This is a genomic window from Pseudomonas sp. AKS31, assembly GCF_023634765.1.
GTDB lineage: Bacteria > Pseudomonadota > Gammaproteobacteria > Pseudomonadales > Pseudomonadaceae > Aquipseudomonas.
Map to the genome: position 1 here is coordinate 322,200 of NZ_JAMLFX010000005.1, position 18,018 is coordinate 340,217.

Annotated in this window: 12 protein-coding genes; 7 read left to right on the top strand and 5 right to left on the bottom strand. The window is 59.9% G+C overall.

Annotated elements, in window-relative coordinates; translation table 11 throughout:
* On the bottom strand, positions 1-2,391 hold a 2,391-nt coding region (locus M9827_RS17120), incomplete at its 3' end, for a glucose/quinate/shikimate family membrane-bound PQQ-dependent dehydrogenase (protein ID WP_250606298.1).
* 224 nt (positions 2,392-2,615) lie between these two features.
* Positions 2,616-3,977, bottom strand: a complete 1,362-nt coding sequence (locus M9827_RS17125; RefSeq protein WP_250606299.1) for a carbohydrate porin — start codon at positions 3,975-3,977, stop codon at positions 2,616-2,618.
* A 332-nt stretch (positions 3,978-4,309) separates the two neighbouring features.
* Here M9827_RS17125 and M9827_RS17130 point away from each other — a divergent pair, with 332 nt between their 5' ends.
* Both M9827_RS17130 and M9827_RS17135 read left to right on the top strand, forming a co-directional pair.
* Entirely contained in the window at positions 4,310-4,540 is a 231-nt protein-coding gene (locus tag M9827_RS17130) for a VF530 family protein (protein WP_250606300.1), read from the top strand.
* Position 4,541: 1 nt separating this feature from the next.
* Entirely contained in the window at positions 4,542-5,174 is a 633-nt protein-coding gene (locus M9827_RS17135) for a Pr6Pr family membrane protein (RefSeq protein ID WP_250606301.1), read from the top strand.
* A 92-nt stretch (positions 5,175-5,266) separates the two neighbouring features.
* Here the strand turns inward: M9827_RS17135 and M9827_RS17140 are convergent, their stop codons facing one another.
* Both M9827_RS17140 and M9827_RS17145 read right to left on the bottom strand, forming a co-directional pair.
* Positions 5,267-6,055, bottom strand: a complete 789-nt coding sequence (locus M9827_RS17140) for a siderophore-interacting protein (RefSeq protein ID WP_250606302.1) — start codon at positions 6,053-6,055, stop codon at positions 5,267-5,269.
* On the bottom strand, positions 6,052-6,627 hold the full coding sequence (locus M9827_RS17145) for a PadR family transcriptional regulator (RefSeq protein WP_093430616.1): 576 nt from the start codon (positions 6,625-6,627) through the stop codon (positions 6,052-6,054). Before M9827_RS17145 ends, M9827_RS17140 begins: the two co-directional genes overlap by 4 nt.
* A 511-nt stretch (positions 6,628-7,138) precedes the next feature.
* Between M9827_RS17145 and M9827_RS17150 the strand changes: the two genes are divergently transcribed.
* The 5 genes from M9827_RS17150 (at position 7,139) to M9827_RS17170 (ending at position 12,808) form a co-directional block, all read left to right on the top strand.
* Positions 7,139-7,630 carry a CS1 type fimbrial major subunit gene (locus tag M9827_RS17150; protein WP_250606303.1) on the top strand — a complete coding sequence of 164 codons (492 nt, stop codon included), beginning with the start codon at positions 7,139-7,141 and terminating at the stop codon, positions 7,628-7,630.
* A gap of 113 nt (positions 7,631-7,743) precedes the next feature.
* Positions 7,744-10,266 (top strand): CS1-pili formation C-terminal domain-containing protein, encoded by a 2,523-nt coding sequence (locus M9827_RS17155; RefSeq protein ID WP_250606304.1) that lies wholly within the window; start codon positions 7,744-7,746, stop codon positions 10,264-10,266.
* Between the two features lie 2 nt (positions 10,267-10,268).
* Entirely contained in the window at positions 10,269-11,486 is a 1,218-nt protein-coding gene (locus M9827_RS17160) for a hypothetical protein (protein ID WP_250606305.1), read from the top strand.
* A 44-nt stretch (positions 11,487-11,530) separates the two neighbouring features.
* A complete protein-coding gene (locus M9827_RS17165) occupies positions 11,531-12,274 on the top strand; it encodes a molecular chaperone (RefSeq protein WP_250606306.1) in 744 nt (247 codons plus the stop codon).
* A 30-nt stretch (positions 12,275-12,304) separates the two neighbouring features.
* The gene (locus tag M9827_RS17170) at positions 12,305-12,808 is read left to right on the top strand and encodes a CS1 type fimbrial major subunit (RefSeq protein ID WP_250606307.1); all 504 of its coding nucleotides are present in this window, start codon (positions 12,305-12,307) and stop codon (positions 12,806-12,808) included.
* Positions 12,809-12,875: 67 nt separating this feature from the next.
* Here M9827_RS17170 and M9827_RS17175 read toward each other — a convergent pair whose 3' ends face one another.
* Complete coding sequence (locus tag M9827_RS17175) at positions 12,876-17,990, bottom strand: dermonecrotic toxin domain-containing protein (protein ID WP_250606308.1); 5,115 nt, start codon at positions 17,988-17,990, stop codon at positions 12,876-12,878.
* Positions 17,991-18,018: the final 28 nt, after the last annotated feature.

The window sequence follows — 18,018 nt, forward strand, 5'->3', positions numbered from 1 at the left end:
AATCACGTAGTCACCCATCTTGGTGCCCAGCGAGCCGTGACCGCCGACAACCAGCAGCACGTATTGCTTGCCGTCCTTGCCGGTATACGTCATCGGGGTTGCCTGGCCGCCAGCCGGCAGACGCGATTTCCACAGCTCTTTACCGCTGTTCACGTCGTACGCACGCAGGTACTGGTCGAGGGTGCCGCTGAGGAAGCCGACGCCGCCGGCCGTCACCATCGAACCGCCCATGCTCGGTACACCCAGGGTGAAACCGATCGGGATTGGCGAGCTGTCGCGGCTGGTGCCGTTTTTGCGTTTCCACACGACTTTGCCGGTGGTCAGGTCGATACCGGCCACGTAGCCCCAGGCCGGGGCCTGGCACGGTACGCCGAATGGCGACATGAACGGGTGCATGATCACCGCGTACGGCGCGCCAGTGTTTGGCTGCACGCCAGCGGTTTCGCTTTCGCGTTTGCTGCCGGCGGCGACTTGCTCGCGTGGCACCATTTTCGACACGAAGGCCATGTAGTTCGGGCTGGTGAACAGCATCTGGCGAACCGGGTCGACCGAGACGCCGCCCCAGTTGAACACGCCGACGTTACCCGGGTAGATCAGGCTGCCCTGTTCCGACGGCGGGGTGTACTGGCCTTCATAACGCAGTTCCTTGAACTGGATGCGGCACAGCATCTGGTCGAACGGGCTCGCGCCCCACATGGCTTTTTCGGTCAGTTCCGGGGCCAGCAGGTTGAGGTCCGAACGGGCCTGGGTCGGTGCGGTGAAGTCGCCTTTGACGGCGCCTTGCGGAACCGGGATTTCCTTGATCGGGATGATCGGCGTGCCGTCACGACGGTCGAGGACGTACAGGCTGCCCTGTTTGGTCGGAGCGATCAGCGCAGGTTTCACGCCGTCGGCGGTTTTCATGTCGAGCAGGGTTGGCTGGCTGCCAACGTCCATGTCCCACAGGTCGTGGTGGGTGAACTGGTAGTTCCAGCGCACTTTACCGGTGGCCAGGTCGAGGGCTACGACGCCGGCGCTGAATTTCTCGGCGCCCGGGGTGCGGTCAGCGCCCCACTGGTCTGGAGTCTGGTTGCCCAGTGGCAGGTAAACCATGCCGAGTTTTTCGTCGACGCTGGCCAGCGACCACATGTTCGCCGAGTTGCGGCTGTAGGTTTCGCCCGGTGCCAATGGCTCGGTGGCGTCTGGCTTGTCGCTGTCCCAGTTCCATACGAGGTGGCCGTCGCGTACGTCGAAGGCGCGGATCACGCCCGATGGCTCGTTGGTCGATTCGTTGTCGGTCACGTGACCGCCCATGATCACCAGATCACGGGTAATCGCCGCTGGCGAGGTGGAGTAGTAACCACCGGCGGTGAACGGGCCGATGCCCTGGGTCAGGTCAACCACGCCGTTGTTGCCGAAGCCTTCGCAGATCTTGCCGGTGTCGGCGTTCAGGGCGATCAGGCGGGCATCAGCGGTTGGCAGGTACAGACGACGCGGGCAGGCCTGAGCAACGGCTTTGCCGGCTTCGGAAATCACAGCGGAAGCTGCGTTTTCAGTCTTGGCGTACGCGGCTTCGTCGTAATACGACACGCCACGGCAAGTCATGTGCGCGAAGCCTTTGAAGCCGACCGGGCTCTTGATCTGCGGGTCGAAGCGCCACAGTTCTTTGCCGGTGTCCGGGTCCAGGGCCAACACTTTGCTGTGCGCGGTGCAGGCGTAGATCATGCCGTTGGCTTTCAGCGGGGTGTTTTCATTGGTCAGCTCGACCGGATCATCGGCGGTCGGCAGGTCGCCGGTCTGGATGCGCCAGGCTTCTTGCAGCTTGCCGACGTTGGCCGGGGTGATCTGCTTCAGCGGCGAGTAACGGTCACCGAACTCGGTGCGGCCATAGGCCTGCCAGTCGCCATCGGGCATGGCTGGCGCGGTGCTGGTGGTGTCCGCGGTGTCGCGGCCCAGTTCGCCGAAGGTTTCGCCCGGATGGGTGAACAGGCTGGCCAGTGCGGTAACGCCGGCCAGAATCACGGCCACGGTCAGGCCGCCAGTGCCCATCGGCGCCGGGCCTGCGAGCAGCAATGGACGGCGGAACCACGGCAGCAACATCACAAAACCGAGGACAAACCACAGGGCCAGGCGCGGCACCAGTTGCCACCAGTCCAGACCGACTTCCCACAGCGCCCAAACGGTGCTGGCAAACAAGACGATGGCGTACAGGCCCAGCGCCGCGCGACGGCGCATCAGCAGCAGAATGCCGGACAGCGCGATGCCGATACCGGCCAGCAGGTAGTACAGCGAGCCGCCGAGCATGCTCAGCTTGACCCCCCCGGCCAGCATGGCCAGGCCCATCAGTAGAAGCAGAATGCCGAGCAGGCTCGGTAGCAGACGGCCCCGACTCGAAGCACTTTCGGTGCTCATAGTGTGATTCTCCGTGACGTTTATGTAGTCCCGCGCTGTAGTCACTTTAGATGACGATTTGGCGCAGGCATGGTTCAGATAAAAACTTGCCTAGCTAACGAATTTTCCTTCGCCCCCTGTGGGAGCTGGCTTGCCAGCGATGGCGGTCTATCAGTGGGCATTTTCAGTGACTGACCCACCGCTATCGCTGGCAAGCCAGCTCCCACAGGTTTTTGCGGTGTTGGTTAGAACGAGGACTGGATCTTCAGTCCCGCGATCAGGGCGTCATCAACCTTGTCCACGCCACCGGGGTGGCGGATGTATTGCAGGTTCGGGCGCACGGTCAGCCAGTTCGTCACGTGCACGCCGTAATACAGCTCGGCGCTGTATTCGGTGTCTTGTGGCGGCAGGAAGGACGGGTCGTCGTAGTCGTAAACGGCGTTGGCTCGGTTGCTCGCTTCAGCGTTTTTGCGCAAGGCCGGGTTGACGTGCACGCGGGCGAGGGCGAAACCGATGTCATCCTTGGCGCGCGCATCGAACGGGCCTTTATAGGTAATGCCGGCCTGCACATAGTTGTCGATCGCGTTGGTTTTCTTGTCGTGCATCGTGCCGTTGGCGAACACGCTCAAACCACGACTGTTGTCGCTGGCCACGCTGGTGATCTGCTGTTGGATGCCCAGCCACACGCCGTGTTTGCTTGATGCGCTGCGGTAGGCTTCGCCGCTGAGGGCGGCCGGTTGGCCGTGGCTGTCTTTATAGACGTCGCTGGCGTTGGCGTTGCTGTAGTAGTAACCGGCGCGGTATTCGCCCGGCAGGCCGTTGAGTTTCGGCGTCCACACCAGTTCGATCGGCAGGATCGCGCCTTGGGTGCCGCTGCCGCTGAGTTTGAAGCCGTTGCCGCGATCGAGGTTCGACGGGTTCTGCTCGTAGGCGCCGACCTGTGCATACAGCTCTGGGGTCAGGTGATATTTGACGCGCAATGCCCATTGGCTGACCGGCCAGTTGTACCAGATGCCGCCGACCCAGTTGCCGACCTGGGAGCCGCAGAACGCGAGGTTCTGGAAGTCGCACGGGAAGCTGTTGAAGTCTTCGCCTTCGCCGAAACGGCCGACCTTGATGTCGAGTTTCTGATCGAAGAATTTCTGCTGGTACCACATCTGCGTCAGGCGCGTGGTCTGGCCACGGCCCCAGACTTCCTGGGCCGAGGTGAAGCCGCCAACGCGCGGATCGTTGATGCGGTCGTTGCTGATGTTGTTGCCGCTGCGCTTGGTGATGGTCAGTTGAAACTCGGCGTCGTCCCAGCCGAGGATCTTTTGCAGGTCCAGGTGCGTGCCCAGGCCGAATTGATCGCTATAGCGCGCAGTGCGGTCGTGGTCGTAGCCACCGTGCAGGTTGCTGCCCATTTCGCCGGTGTAATCGAGTTTGAAGTCGTAGCCTTTTTCCGAGAGTTCGGTACGCGTGCCGTTCCAGTCGCCGAGCATGTACGGCGATTCACTGTCGAACGCGGGTGCCGCCTGGGCGCAAGTGGCAAGGCCGAGGGCGGTACAGCCGCCAAGGGTGCGCAGGGTTGAGATAGCGCTGTCTCGGTAAAAGGAAAAATCGGGCATGGCTCAGTCTTTTTTTGGTGTTTTCGGGGTGCAATTCGAGCGCTTCAATATGTCGCAGGCAGTGAAGCGATTCAGCGGAAGGGCGGCAGGATAATGATCTGTTACAAAAAGACAAAGGCCTTTTGTGAACATGCAGCGTTTCGGATTCGGTAACAGTGCGAAAAGATCGCAACGTTCGGCAGCTCCCACGTTGAAATGCATAAACGTGTAGGAGCTGCGGAACGCTGCGATCTTTTGACCTTGACCTACATTTGAAGGAAGCCCTTCCACCCGATCACCCCCTCGGCTAAGGTGCGCGGCTTGTGCATTTTCACTTCGTCCAAAGGCCTGGCATGAACGAACACACCCCCGATCCGCTGCACGGCGTCACCCTCGAACAGATCCTCAATGCCTTGGTGGCCCATTACGAATGGTCGGGGCTAGCCGAGCGCATCGATATTCGCTGCTTCAAGAGTGATCCGAGCATCAAGTCGAGCCTGACATTTCTGCGCAAAACCCCGTGGGCGCGGGAGAAGATCGAGCGTCTGTACGTGAAGTTGATGCGCACCAAGCGACCGCTCTGAAATGGATACCGGTTGTTGGCGCCGCCGCCTGATCACCCTCGCCGCTGTGTTGGGCTGGGCAGGCTTGGGCATTCAGCTTTACCTGATTTTCTTCGCGCGTTTGAGCGTCGGTGCCAGCCTGTTGGGTGGGCTGGTGAGCTTTTTCAGTTACTTCACGATACTGACCAACACACTGGTGGCGACGGTGCTGACCTGCGCCGTGACCGCGCGTGAATCTGCCTTGCGCCGCTGGTTTTTGCAGCCCTGGGTGAGTAGCGGGATTGCCGTGAGCATTGCGGTGGTCGGCCTCGCCTACAGCATTTTGCTGCGGCATTTGTGGCACCCGCAGGGTTGGCAATTTATCGCTGACGAGTTGCTGCACGACGTGATGCCGCTGCTGTTTCTTGGCTATTGGTGGCTGTGCGTACCGAAAGGCACGCTGCGCTTGTGGCACCTGCTGGTGTGGCTGATTTATCCGCTGGTGTATTTCATCTACGCCTTGCTGCGCGGGCATCTGCTCGGCGCGTATGCGTATCCGTTCATTGATGTGGCGGTGTTGGGTTATCCACAGGTGCTGCTCAATGCCGGGGGGATATTGGTGGGGTTTGTGGTGATTGGGTTGTTGGTCATTGGCTTGGACCGATTACGGCGATGAAAATCAAAAGATCGCAGCCTTCGGCAGCTCCTGCAGGTATACGCATTCCAATGTAGGAGCTGCCGAAGGCTGCGATCTTTTGATCTGGGGATTTACTCCTCTTCGGAGGTGCCTTCGGCGCGCCAGTAGCCGACCGCTTTAATCAGTTGCTCATCCAGCCCGTGCTCATCGATCAGCACCCGGCGGATCTGCCGCGAAACCTTGGTCTCTGTCGCGACCCACGCATACAGATTGCCCTTGGGCACCTGCAATTGCTTAACCGTGGTCAGCAGGTTGTCCTTGCCACCCTCGCGCAACACCCAGATCACATTGACCTGTGCCGCACTTTCCAGCACTTGCTGTTCGGCGCCGTTTTCCACTTCGATCACCACCAGCGCCTTGCGATTGGCCGCCAGGCCTTCGAGGCGGCGGGCGATGGCGGGCAGGGCGGTTTCGTCGCCGATCAGCAAGTAGCTGTCGAAGATGTCCGGGACGATCATCGAACCGCGCGGGCCGCCGATGTGCAGGAACTGCCCGGGTTGGACCTGTTCGGCCCAGGTCGACGCAGGGCCGTCACCGTGCAGAACAAAATCGATGTCCAGTTCCAGCGCATCGAGGTCGTAGCGACGCGGGGTGTAGTCGCGCATTGGCGGCTTCGGTCCATCGTCCTTGCCGGCGCCTAGCACCATCGTCTCCAGCGCGGCGGCTTGTTCGGCGTTCTGCGGGAACAACAGTTTGACGTGATCATCGCTGCCGAGGCTGATGAACCCGGCCAGCTCCGGCCCGCCGAGGGTGATGCGGCGCATGCGCGGGGTCAGGTCGACGACGCGCAGAACCTCTAACTTGCGGCGTTTGATTTCGTGCATCACGCGGTGAATGGTTTGGGTATCGACTGCAGTCATTCGGCTTTCTCCGGGGCAGGTTGAACGGCAGGGCCGTCGACGATGGCTTTGGCGGTGTCGTTGAGCAGGTCACGCACACGCAGGATTTCTGCGGCGCTCCAGCGGCCGTGGTGCATTTGTAGGGCATGGCGCAGGTTGTGTACGGCTTCGTGAATTTCCGGCGGACGATCATGGCCGCGCAGTGAGCGTTTGCTCACATCGATACGCATGCGCACGCCGTCCAGCGCGACCGCTTGCTCGCTAAGTGATAAACGACCGGCCTCGGTGACGCTGTAACGTTTTTTGCCGCCCTCGGCGTCGCCGGTGATCAGTTCGCTCTCTTCGAGAAAGGTCAGGGTCGGGTAGATCACCCCGGGGCTCGGGCTGTACGCGCCGTCGAACATGCCTTCGATCTGGCGGATCAGGTCGTAGCCGTGGCACGGCTGTTCGGCGACCAGCGCCAGCAACAGCAGTTTCAGATCACCGGGGGCGAACACCCGGGGGCCACGGCCGCCGCGCTCGCGTCCGGGGCGCTTCTCGAAGCCGTCACGACCGTCGCCGTGTTCGCGGTGGGGGGAATGATGGTCTCTCATTTCTGTCTTCTCTCGTCGTGTTTAGATACAACTTAAGATATATCTTAAGGTCTGCGCAAGACGTTTTCCCCCGCTTCGCGACCTCGGCTGACGAGTGGCAGCCGACCCGCCAATGCAAGCGCTGATTTTTCAGCGGGATGTAAGTCGGCGATAACTCGAAAGTTAAAGTCATCACTCTATTGATGTAGAGTATATGTTCTAAATGGCGCTAAGTTGCCGCACTGTCGGGGCGAAGTTGCTGTATGGTTTTTTAACTTTAACTGTCTGTAGGGGATAACTTACAGTTACTGTTTCGAATATCGTTATTTCGTTCTTTTTTCTGGCGGGTCATGGGGTTGTTTAACTACGAGGTTATCGGAAGTTACTTGCTTACTTTCCAGAGGTAACAGTCGATGATGCCCCGGCATTGAAAGTTCAAGTTTGACCTGGCTCAACTCGGGCAGCGACTCGGGCAGTGATTGTCTTGAACTTTCAATGTTCATCCCCCTATCAAGAAAACAGGTACATAACGATGTTCAAGAAACTCGCAATCGCCGCTCCACTGGCTCTTCTGGCTCTGGGTTCTACTGGCGTATTCGCTGCTGGTGAAGCGCAGCACACGATCAGCCTTGTCGCTCATGTGCCGACCAACGGTTTCTATGTAGTGCCGACCGACCCGGATCTGGTCAACAAGGACCAGGATATGAGCTACCAGCCGACCACCGGCAAGATGCGTGACGTCAATGGTTACTTCGATGTGCGCAACAACAACGGTTCGGTACACGCCAGCCTCGAAAGCCAGCCGAAACTGATCGCCGGCAATACCTCCATTGACCTGCGCGTGCTGCTTAACAACAAGGAGTTGACCTTGACTCCGCAACTGGTGGTGGGTGAGTCGGAGTCCGACGTCAACTACCGTGCGCCGCTGAACATCAGCGCCGTAGGCAGCAACTTCCAGCCGGGTGATTACACCGGTTCCGTGGCGATGATCTTTGATGCTGTGCCGCCGGTTGGTGGCAACTGATCACATTGATCGGGCATTAAGCGTGCACTTATACAAGTGACGCTCACCGACGGGGCAGGCCTTAGTGTTGGCCCCGCCGGACTTTCCTTGTTTGTAAATCAGAGTACGAGTTCATGTTCCCGATGACACCCATCGCGGCTGCGCTTGCGCTGTTGTTTTGTGCCAGCGCAGCCGTGGCGTCCAACTCCACCGGTACCACACCCCGCAGTCTGCTGGCGCAGGCCAAGGGTTTGCCGGCGGATTTCGAAGAGCATTTCTTTGATGTGCCTCTGGCGGTAAGGGTCGAAGTCGATCAGCAGCCGTTGGGTGAGGCCATGGTGGTGTTGTCCCGCGACGATCGCATCACCCTGCTCGAATTCACCGACACCAGCGAAAACCGCTTTGGCCCCGCCGAGCGTGAAAAGTGGGCGAGCTACCTCAAACCCGGCGTGCCGCTGGGGGCGTGCAGCGGTTCCTGCCCGGATCAGTTTCTGGCGGTGCACTACAACCTGGAAAGTTCGCTGGTCTCGATTCTCACCGAGAACGCCGAACGCGATGTCGAGGCCAAGCGTTATTACGCACAGCCCGACAGCGGCAGTCACGGCTTGATGGTGCGTAACCAGCTCAACCTCAATGGCGGTCAGGATCAGGATCTCGGCGGACGCTTCGGCCTTGAGGCCAGTTCAAGCCTGGGCAACTGGAGCCAGACGCTCAATCTGCAAGTGGCTCGTCTTGGCGGTCCGGACGACAAGCTTTATCACGCCATCCAAGAGCTGCACACCCAGCGCGAACTGCAAGGCAGTTTTTTCCGGCTGGGCTATTTCACCCCCAATTCCGAAGGGCTGACGCGCCAGCCGCGCACGTTCGGCACCAGCCCCGACACCGCTGTCGGTGTGATGTACGGCAGCTCCGACAGCCTGGCCATCAACAGCCCGATGCCCAGTGTTTATCCGATTTATGTCACCGCCAACCGCCAGGGCTCGGTGGAGATCTGGCGCGACGGTCTGCTGATCAATACGCAGTCGGTGCCGGCCGGTTTGCAGACCCTCGACACCCGGCCACTGCCCGGCGGCATCTATGAAGTGGAAGTGCACCTGATCGAAGACGGCCAGATCACTTCCACCACCCAGGAGTTGGTGTACAAGCCCAACAACTGGCGCAACCTCGACGAGCGCTGGCGCTACAACGTCTTCGCCGGCGAAGAACAGAAACTGCTGAGCAACTGGGACACCCAGGCCAGCGGCAGCCCGACGGCGGGCGCGTCGGTGAATTACCTGCTGCATCCGCGCGTCATTCTCGGGCTGTCGGCGCGACAGATTCGCGAAAAGCTCCAATACGGCACGTCCATCGACTGGACCCTGGCCAATCACATCAACCTGTACGCCAACGTCTACAAGACCGAGGATTACGGCACCGGTCTCGATCTGCAAAGCCTTTACAACTATGGCTCCGGCAGTCTTGTCGTCAGCCATAACCGCAGCTGGCTCGACACCACCAATACCTACGATACGTTGCCGGACGGCACCCGGGTGCGCCCGCGCAATGTGTTCGTCGGCCAGACCAGCAATTCATCGCTGGCGCTCAACCATCGCCTCAGCAGCAAGAGCTCGGTCAACGCGCGGGTCTCGCACAGCGAGGGCAACGTTGAAGGCATGGGCGTGGATCTGGGCTGGACCCAGCGCGTGATGGTGCTGGGCAGCGATGCCAGTTGGCGTCTGTCGATTTTTGATCGGCCGGGCAGTTTCAGCAGCGGCGATGCGCGCAATCGCGGGGTCGACCTGAGCATCAACATGGCGCTCGGCGCACCCGGTCAGCAGATCACCGGCAGTATCGGTTCGCGCACGGCCCGTGATGGCGCGCGTGACAACAATGCCTCGCTCGGCTGGCGCAAGGATTTTCAGGATCACGTCCTGCAGAACGTGTCGCTCACGGCACTCACCGACACCTATGGCGTGGGCGTATCGAGCCTGGCCAACTTCCGCACCGATGCGGTCAACGGCGACGGCTTTATCCAGCGCTCCTCCTACAACGGCAACTTCACCGGCGGCCTCAACCTCGACAGCACGCTGGTGGTTGGCGGACAGCAAGTGCTCATGACCAGCCAGACCGAGGTACGCGGCGCCGGGCTGATCGTCGACGTCGAGTCGGACATCGAGGACATCGTCCTGCGCGCCGACGATTACACCGGTGGCGGTTCGGTGTTGAAGCCGGGGCGCAATTTCATCCCGATCACCGCATACCAGAACAGCTCGGTGAGTTTCGACTTCGAGGGCAACCACGTGCCGGCAGCCACCATCGAACCGCCGCGCACCCGCTATCACCTGAACAAGGGCGGGGTGGAGTACCGCAAGGTCCGCGTGATGAAAACCCTGACCGTGCTCGGCCGACTGGTGGATGGCCAAGGGCTGCCGCTCAAAGGCCACCACGTGATCAACCACGCCAGCCGAGGGGTGACCGAAGTCGACGGGTTCTTCTCGATGGAAATGAACGCCGGTTCACCGACCCTGGAAGTGCGTCAGGGCAACCAGTTGCTCTGCCAGTTCCGCCTCGAAGCCAACAACCATCGCAGTGAAAACAATGTGCTGATGATCGGCGATCTGCGTTGCACGCCGGACACGCTCGCTGACGCCACCTCCACCGAACAGAAGGCAGGTTGATCATGAAGGTATTCAAACGAGGCTGCGCACTGGTGCTGCTGATGGGGGCATCCACCGCCCACGGCGCGAGTCAGGAAATTCGCGCCATGTTTCGGCCGGACCCTGCCCAGCCCTCGAAGAACGTGTTCATCAACCAGACGCCGAACAGCGGTTACTGCGCCAATTACCCGACCCAGTGCGCAGAAAACCTTACGTTCAGTATTCGTGTGCCAGTGAATTTCAACCAGAGTCGATCTCTGATTCCAGGTGATGGCATACCGGTGAAGGCCCCTGCCAACTGGCAAAGGCTGACAGTGACCAACGCCGACACGCAGGAGGCGGAAACTGTCGAGATCCGCATTACCGGGATCGGTTCAACGTATCGCTTGAGCCACTCGGCCAATGAACTGACAGGGGTCACCGGCCCCATCGATGCGGGGCACAGAGCCCTCTGGACAAACAGTAGCTGGGTTTATGCCCCTGAGCCTTGTCGGTTCAGCGGCAACATGCCCCTCAGTTCCCACACGTACAGTTTTTTCTGGAAAACACCCGTGGAAGCGCCTTGCACCAAATATGCGGCCTACAGCATTCCGTCTATCGCGTTCGAGACGCTGGATTTTGCCTACGAGTTGCGTACACCCAATCCGCTGGGCATGTCGTCAGGCCTCTATACCGGCTCGATGTCCTACAGCATCGGACCCACCAGCGATTTCGATTTCGGGCCATTGCTGAACCCGGATGATGCCAGCCTGGATCTGGATTTCGTACTGGACGTTCAGCACACCCTGAAGGTCGACCTGCCACCGGGTGGCAACGAAGTGTCGCTGGAACCCGAGGGCGGATGGGCGCCGTGGCTCGACGCCGGGCGCAAGCCGAGAAGGATCTTTCGCGATCAACCGTTCTTCATCTCGGCGTCTTCGCGCTTCAAAGTGATGATGATGTGCGATTCCCAGGGCGGGCCCTACTGCAACCTCGGTAGCTCCTTGGGCGACACCACATCGGTCAGGGTCTCGATGACTTTGCCCGCGGGAATCGACGGCCCCGGCAATGGCCCGGTCAACAGAATTCCATTGAATTTCAACAACTGGATGGGCCCGTTCCAGCCAGGCATCTATGTGGATCGCAAGCCCGGCACGCTGCATTTCGAGCTGGAACCTTCGGCCATCGATTTTCTCCTGCGACCCGGCAAGAACGACCGGCTGCGCGGCAACATCACCATTATCTGGGACTCGGATGCGTGAGCATTCCAGTCCGGCCTTTTTCGATATTCAAGGAGTTGAACGCGATGAACCGTGGTTTTCTGCTGGGCCTGCTCAGCATGTGTTGCCTGACAGCGCAGGCCGGCCCGCAAATCAATGTCGGCACCGTCTACGACTATCTCGACGCCGATAAGAGTACCTACCTGAAACGGGTGTTCAACAGCGGCGACGCCACGGCATTCGTCAAGATCAACGTGCTGGAAATCATTTACGGCGCCGATGGCGTGCCGAAGGAAGTGCCTGTGCAAAACGCCGCCGATGGCGCGTCGCGCAATGGCGTGATGGCCAGCCCGGCGCGGCTGATCGTCCCGGCGCAAGGCATGCAGGGCACGCGTTTGCTGTACATGGGTGAGCGTGACCGCGAGCGTTATTTCCGCGTGCGTTTCGTCCCGGTGGTGCCGGAAAAGGAAGACGACTTTGTGGTCAGCAGTGAGGAGCGCGAAGACTATAAAAACTCGCTCTCGGCCGGGGTCAACGTGATGACGGGTTTCGGCACGATCTTCTTTGTGCGGCCCAAGGACGCGCGTTATGCCACCGTCATCAATGACACCAACAGCCGCTACGAGCTGCGCAACGATGGCAATACCGTGCTGATCGTCGATGAATTCAAAAGCTGTTCGCTGAGCAAGGAAAACGACTGCGGCGCGACCACCAAACACCATGTGCTGGCGGGCAAGACCTTTGCCTTCGACAAGGAAAAGGGCCGCGAATACAGCTTCTTCCTGATCGAAGGCAGCGAGAAGAAAACCATCAAGATCGCCAGTCGCTAGGTGTTTCCATTGACGCATCGGGTAACCAACATGATCAAGCAATGCACCGCCGCCGCGCTGATGGCCGCCACTGCGCTGACCGTCACCGGGGCGTGGGCCGCGCGCGAGGAGCACACCTTCGTAGTGTCCCTGAACATTCCCAGCCGCCCGTTCTACATCATTCCGGCAGAACCGGACTGGATCCACCGGCCGCAGCGGCTTGAGTGGGACTACCAGCGCTCGACCCTGAGCGGGCTGCAGAGGAATTTCGATGTGCGCCATGACAGCAGCGCGATCGAAGCGCGTCTGCTCTACGAACCTTATCTGGAGAATGGCCGCCCCGGCGAAGTGATCTATCTGCGGGTCTCTTTCAATGATATCGAGCTGAGTTCGCACGCCGCGTCGCGCCAGGTGCTGTCCGAAGAAGAAGCCGGCGGAGGCAAACGCGTGGCATTGAAAATCGACCCGATCGAGCCGGAGGGGGGGTATCGCTCCGGGGATTACCAAGGCACGGTGGTGCTGTTTTTCACTGCCAGGGCGCCGGGGGCAGAATGAGCGCGGTCTGGCCAATGGTCTGATTCCGGCCAGCCCCTGAGGGGCCGGCCGGGTGGCACGCCGGCTGTCAAAGGTCGGCGATTCTCATCGCTTCCCGGGTCAGTTGGCGGGACAGTTCATTGCGCTGGTAGCCCATTTCTTCCAGCAGAGTCTTGTATAGCTCTGGGTCCAAGGGCTCGTCTTCGAGAATATATTCCACGGAAAGGCCGAGTTTATTGGCCAGGCTTTCCAGTTTTTCCGACAGCGGTTTGATCTGACGCCGATCCTTGAGGTCAGCCCATTGCTTTTTTACCTCTCTCAATTCATCCAGCCATTCGGGTTTGTTCTCGAAGAGTTGATCATTACGCATGTACTGCGTCGGGTGGGTCTTGCGCAGATGAAGCTCCCAGAAGTTGTCTGAAGGCAGATTGATCATTTTATTGATCAACCCGTCGCCCCGTTCCCGATTCATGATCATTCTGTGAGCCAGTTCGATCTTCGCGTCAGTGACTCCTGATCGAGGTTGATAGCGCATGCCTTCCGATTGCCAGGGCAGTTCCAGCCTTTGCGCCAGGCCGGTTTCGAATGCCAAGTGAATCTCTACTTCATCCGGTGCAGGCTTTCTCGGATCGATCAGGTTCTGTTGCGCCTGGTTGCTGTATTCCACGCGAGCCTCGTCGCTCACAAAGTCCAGCCGCGCAGCACTGCGGGCCAGGCGTACGAGGGTGTTATCCAGAACCTGGGCCGATGTCGGCGCTGTATAGGCTTTGGATACCAGCACTTTCATTCCCAGTGAATTGAACAATTGCGCACCGAGATCGCCGCAGTCCTCCGGTGACACAATCTGTCTGAACAGTTTTTCGCGCAGTTTTGAATCGAGGGCGGCGGCTTCGACCATTTCCCAGACGCGCTGGGTCAACTGCCGGCGACCGTGATGGGTCTGGTAATCCGCGCTCTCTCTTTGCTTGGCAATCACGCTGAAAAAACCGGCGGAGTCCGGCTCGGCCATCAGGTCATGCCAGGTTTCTTCGCGATATTTGCTGAACGCCGCTGAGGGGCTGAAACCGCCAGGCTCATCGGAAGAAACTTGCCAATGGCGAAGCTCGGTTTTGATTGCCTGTGAATAACGCTGTTCAAAAGAAAACCCTGAAGACTCCCGGTATTGGCCAAAACGCACGCGGTCTTCATTGGTGAGTCCCGATAAACCAAAACGCGCGCGACTGAGAACGAACGCCTGTTCGGTGCCCGGCGTGACCTCGGGCAAGGTGTTGATCGGTGCCTGCCGCATATCGAGCATGAAACTGCGCGGTCGCTGCCGATTATTGCTGCCCACCTTGAACAGCCCCTCGGGCCAGGTCTGGATGTCGGTGTTAGCCAGGCTCAGCTCTTCCAGCCGGTACATCCGCCCGACATCCGGAGGCAGGTGCAAGGGGTTGCCGTTGAGGTTGAGGGTGCGCAGACGCACCAGTTCCTTGAGTTGAGGCGCCGAGCCGATGCGGTTATCGGCCAGATCCAGATCTTCGAGTTCACGCATCTGGCCGATGCTGGAGGGTACCTCTTCGAGATTGCACTGGCGGGCGCTCAATTGGCGCAGATGAGGGAAGCTGCCGAGCAATCCCTCGGGATCTGTCGAGAGGGATGTTCTGTTGATGCGCAGTGAGGTGATCTTGTCGAGGTGCACCTTGATGTCGGGTCGCTTGCGCAGATCTTTCCACCAGCGTTCGAGATCATAAGTTCTGAGTTCGGAGGTCAGGTCCAGCGTATAGCCTTGATCGGGATCCAGGCTGCGCTCACCGAACGGTTCGCTTTTACGCTCGAAACATTCGATCAGTTGTTCTTCGATGTGCATGCCGCCGTTTTGCGCGTATTGCCTGGACGCTCCCAAGGGCATATGTCCGGAGTCGTCCATTGCGGCGGGATAGGTGTCCCGCCATTTCTGCAATGCACTGTGCAATTCCTTGCGTTCGCTTTCCAGCTCTGCAATCGCATCGACCGCACTGCCGTCGGTCTTGCGCTGCAAGCCTTCAATGAAGGCGTTCACCTCTCTTTTGTTCATTTTCGGGTAGAGCGTGCTGACGCGTTGTTCCGGGGTCGGTCTAGCCCAGAACCACGGCCAACCGCGCACCAGCGTTTCGGTCTCGATCGTCGCCACTGGACGGATCGGCGGTTCCGCCAGTGCGGTTCGGCGCTGCGCTGGGGCGGCAGCCTGTTCCATGACCCACCGTTTCAACGGGCGTCCCTGACCGTGCCGGTAACCCACGGCTGGCAATGTTTCGGCAGGCACGGCCTGCAGAATCGACTCGTAGAAATTATCCGCGTCATGCAGCGTACGGTTGCCTGCGTCGAGCACTTCATAGCGCCCCTGTTCGTCGCGGATCAGGCGCCTGACGACGCTTGCATCATCGGGGCCGACACTGCAGCGCAGTGGCCCGTCGTAGGTGCCGTCGCGCACTTCCAGACGCAGATCGGCAAAGGTATCGGTGTTGAGCCTGAGGGTATTGAGGGCGAGGCGTTCACTGTCTGCAGTCATCAGCTCGTCATGATAAAAGCCCTCGTAGGCGCGGGTGGCACAGGCTTCGAAATCCATTTCACGGGCCTGGACCTTGAGGCGCAACGGCAGGCGTTTTTCATCGGCGATTCTTTTCAGTTCGTTGGGGCTGGCCTGGGCCACGAGTTTTTCGGCAAGCGGCAGCGGGAGGTCGGGGAAGGTCTGCTTGACGATTCTGATGTCGGCTTTATCTGATCTTTCCCCTGCTTGATAGACATGACGGGAGATGTCGCCACGGCGCTCATCGACGGCATTGGCGAGCCGATTGCGCAAGGCCGCGACGCGCTCGTCCCGAGGAATGTCCGGGCCCAGCAGGTGGTTGAATTCTTCATCGGTGAGGAAGTTCGCCACGCGATCCGGCAACTGGCCCGCATTCAGATCGTTGAGGCTGATGCGCAAGGTATCCGCCGGTGCAGCCTGTGGATTGCCGTACTTGCGCGAGTAGCCGCTCAGGCTGGAATCGGCAAACACTTCCAGCGCTTTGCTGTAAGGCCAGCCCGGCAATCCGGTCAACAGCGGTTCCAGCCAGACGGCCTGTGGATCGATCGGGCGGCCAGCGCGAATGTCGGCAGTCGCTGTGAGCACATCGTCGTAGGCGCTGAAGCGCCTGACCGTATCGGCCAACAGCGGCGGAGGCGGGCTGTTGTCGATATGCATCTGACGCAGGGCGTTGTGATCGGTGCCGCTGCCGACGCGGATCTGTTCCAGCTCCGTGGGCGAAAAACGTTCGACGCTGTGGCCCAGTCGCCGCATCAGCGCGTCATTCGGCCAGTCTTGTGGCGTTTCCACTTCATGCACCCAGGCACCGTGGCCGTTGGGTTCGATTTGCGGTCGGTAGGCGTTGGCGCGGGTCGGGTGTTTGATGCGGTGGGTATTGGACGTCGTATCAGGCGAGACTTTTTCGACGACGTACAGCTTGCCCTCCAGTGGCAGGACGTTTTCGTTGCCGTACCGATGCAGGCCATGGGAGTCGGGTTTGGCGCCGGGCGCAAGCATCAGTTCATTGCGTTGGTAAGGGCTCAGGTCCGGGTGCCACAAGCTGTTTTTGCCGTCGGGCAGCGTGACCGGTTTCATGCCGTCGACCAGTGGCGACAGCTTGATACGAAACGCTTCGCCGATCTGCGCGCCTGCTGTGAAAGCGGCCAACTGAATGATGTCGGTGACCACGCTGATGACATGCCCGGCGGCTTCCTGCCAAAGCCCTTCGGCCAGATCGACGATGCCTTCGATGACGTCGCTGGTCAGTTGGTAGGCGGTGTAGGCCATCATCAGTTCGCCCAGTCCCGGCACGAACGGCGTGGCAATCAGCAGCGCCACGTTGAAAATGTCCGAAAGGATTTTCTTGAAGTTGTCCCACCACGCCCAGCGCGCCTTGCTGTCGGTGTCGGCGGTGGAGACGGCAATTTCCCGCGCGTCGTTGAGGATCTTGTTGAGCTTTTGCTGATAGGCGTGGCGCCAGTAATCACCCTGCAATTTCACTCGACCGAACTGCAGGTTGGGATTGTTCAGCGGGTCCTTGCGCCACGCCGGTTGCTGGTCAGTGGGATCCTGGCGCGGGTGATACCTGACAACGAACAGCCGTTGTTCCAGCTCGGCAAAGAAGTGCCCGCGCTGCTGATGGTCGACAAACTGACTGAAGAACTGGCGGTAGGTCTGTCGGGTCGTCTCGCTGAACCGGTCCTCGCGAAACTGGCGCGCCAATTCATCCCGGAAAGCTTTCAGAGAGGCGTATTCCTTGAGCGGATGATCCGGGTCGTGGGGGATGTAGACGATCAGGCGTCGGACGCCACGGTTGTCCGAGACCGTGTGCGTCAGCAGCAGGATCCCGGTCAGCCGGGTGCCCAGCAGCGTCAGATCGGAACACTGCATCGAACGGCCATTGAGCACCAGTTGCGGTTTCTCCTCGGCCAGGCTCAGGAGCATTTTGTAGGCGTCGTACTGGATGTCGTCATTGATCAGCGCCAGATTCGCCGCAACGGCGAGGGCGTCCTTCTGACTTTCGTTGACTTTGTACTGCAGCACGCTCTCGGCCAGCGCTTCGCCGGGCAGCAGGTAACTTTCCAGGAGTTTTTTATACTGCGCGCCGATATCCAGATCGCGGCACAGCGTCTGAAACTGGCTGATCGGCATGGCGCTTTTGATCGGCACGATATCGAACAGACCGCGTTCATCGGGTTTGCTGATGTAGTCCGAGCCATGGCCGACCGTTTCACTGCTGGCGAAGTTGTGCAGGGCGGCATCCAGCAATGAGACGGTGCGGGTCACGCTGCCTGTGGAAACATCGATGGCGTACCACGGTTTGTCCTTGGGCAGGTACAGGCGTAGAAAGGTGTTTTTGACGTCCAGCTCGATGCCGTGCCGCTCCTTGATTTTCGCCTTGAGCAGCGGCTCGGCGAAAGCGTAGAGATCGGTTTTCGCCAGCAGATGGTCAACCTGGTTCTGCGAACCCCAGGCCTTGAGGTTGGCCACAGCGAGTTTGCTCAGATACGCGGAAGGCGCGTTGGTGTACCAGGCTTCAATCTGCAGAGGCGAGGCTGCCAGCGCGAGGCCCCGGCTGACGGTGGCGGTTTTGAAGGTGTCGTTGACGGCAGACTTGATGAATTCGTAGTGCCGTCCTTTGTCCGCGGTTTCCGCAGGCAGGGGAGAGAGAGACATGGCCAATCATCCTTGATTGTTGAGGAGT

Excerpts from the sequence above, each read along its gene's own strand:
- M9827_RS17125 (WP_250606299.1), bottom strand. The coding sequence starts at position 3,977 with ATGCCCGATTTTTCCTTTTACCGAGACAGCGCTATCTCAACCCTGCGC.
- M9827_RS17130 (WP_250606300.1), top strand. The coding sequence starts at position 4,310 with ATGAACGAACACACCCCCGATCCGCTGCACGGCGTCACCCTCGAACAG.
- M9827_RS17135 (WP_250606301.1), top strand. The coding sequence starts at position 4,542 with ATGGATACCGGTTGTTGGCGCCGCCGCCTGATCACCCTCGCCGCTGTG.
- M9827_RS17140 (WP_250606302.1), bottom strand. The coding sequence starts at position 6,055 with ATGACTGCAGTCGATACCCAAACCATTCACCGCGTGATGCACGAAATC.
- M9827_RS17145 (WP_093430616.1), bottom strand. The coding sequence starts at position 6,627 with ATGAGAGACCATCATTCCCCCCACCGCGAACACGGCGACGGTCGTGAC.
- M9827_RS17150 (WP_250606303.1), top strand. The coding sequence starts at position 7,139 with ATGTTCAAGAAACTCGCAATCGCCGCTCCACTGGCTCTTCTGGCTCTG.
- M9827_RS17155 (WP_250606304.1), top strand. The coding sequence starts at position 7,744 with ATGTTCCCGATGACACCCATCGCGGCTGCGCTTGCGCTGTTGTTTTGT.
- M9827_RS17160 (WP_250606305.1), top strand. The coding sequence starts at position 10,269 with ATGAAGGTATTCAAACGAGGCTGCGCACTGGTGCTGCTGATGGGGGCA.
- M9827_RS17165 (WP_250606306.1), top strand. The coding sequence starts at position 11,531 with ATGAACCGTGGTTTTCTGCTGGGCCTGCTCAGCATGTGTTGCCTGACA.
- M9827_RS17170 (WP_250606307.1), top strand. The coding sequence starts at position 12,305 with ATGATCAAGCAATGCACCGCCGCCGCGCTGATGGCCGCCACTGCGCTG.
- M9827_RS17175 (WP_250606308.1), bottom strand. The coding sequence starts at position 17,990 with ATGTCTCTCTCTCCCCTGCCTGCGGAAACCGCGGACAAAGGACGGCAC.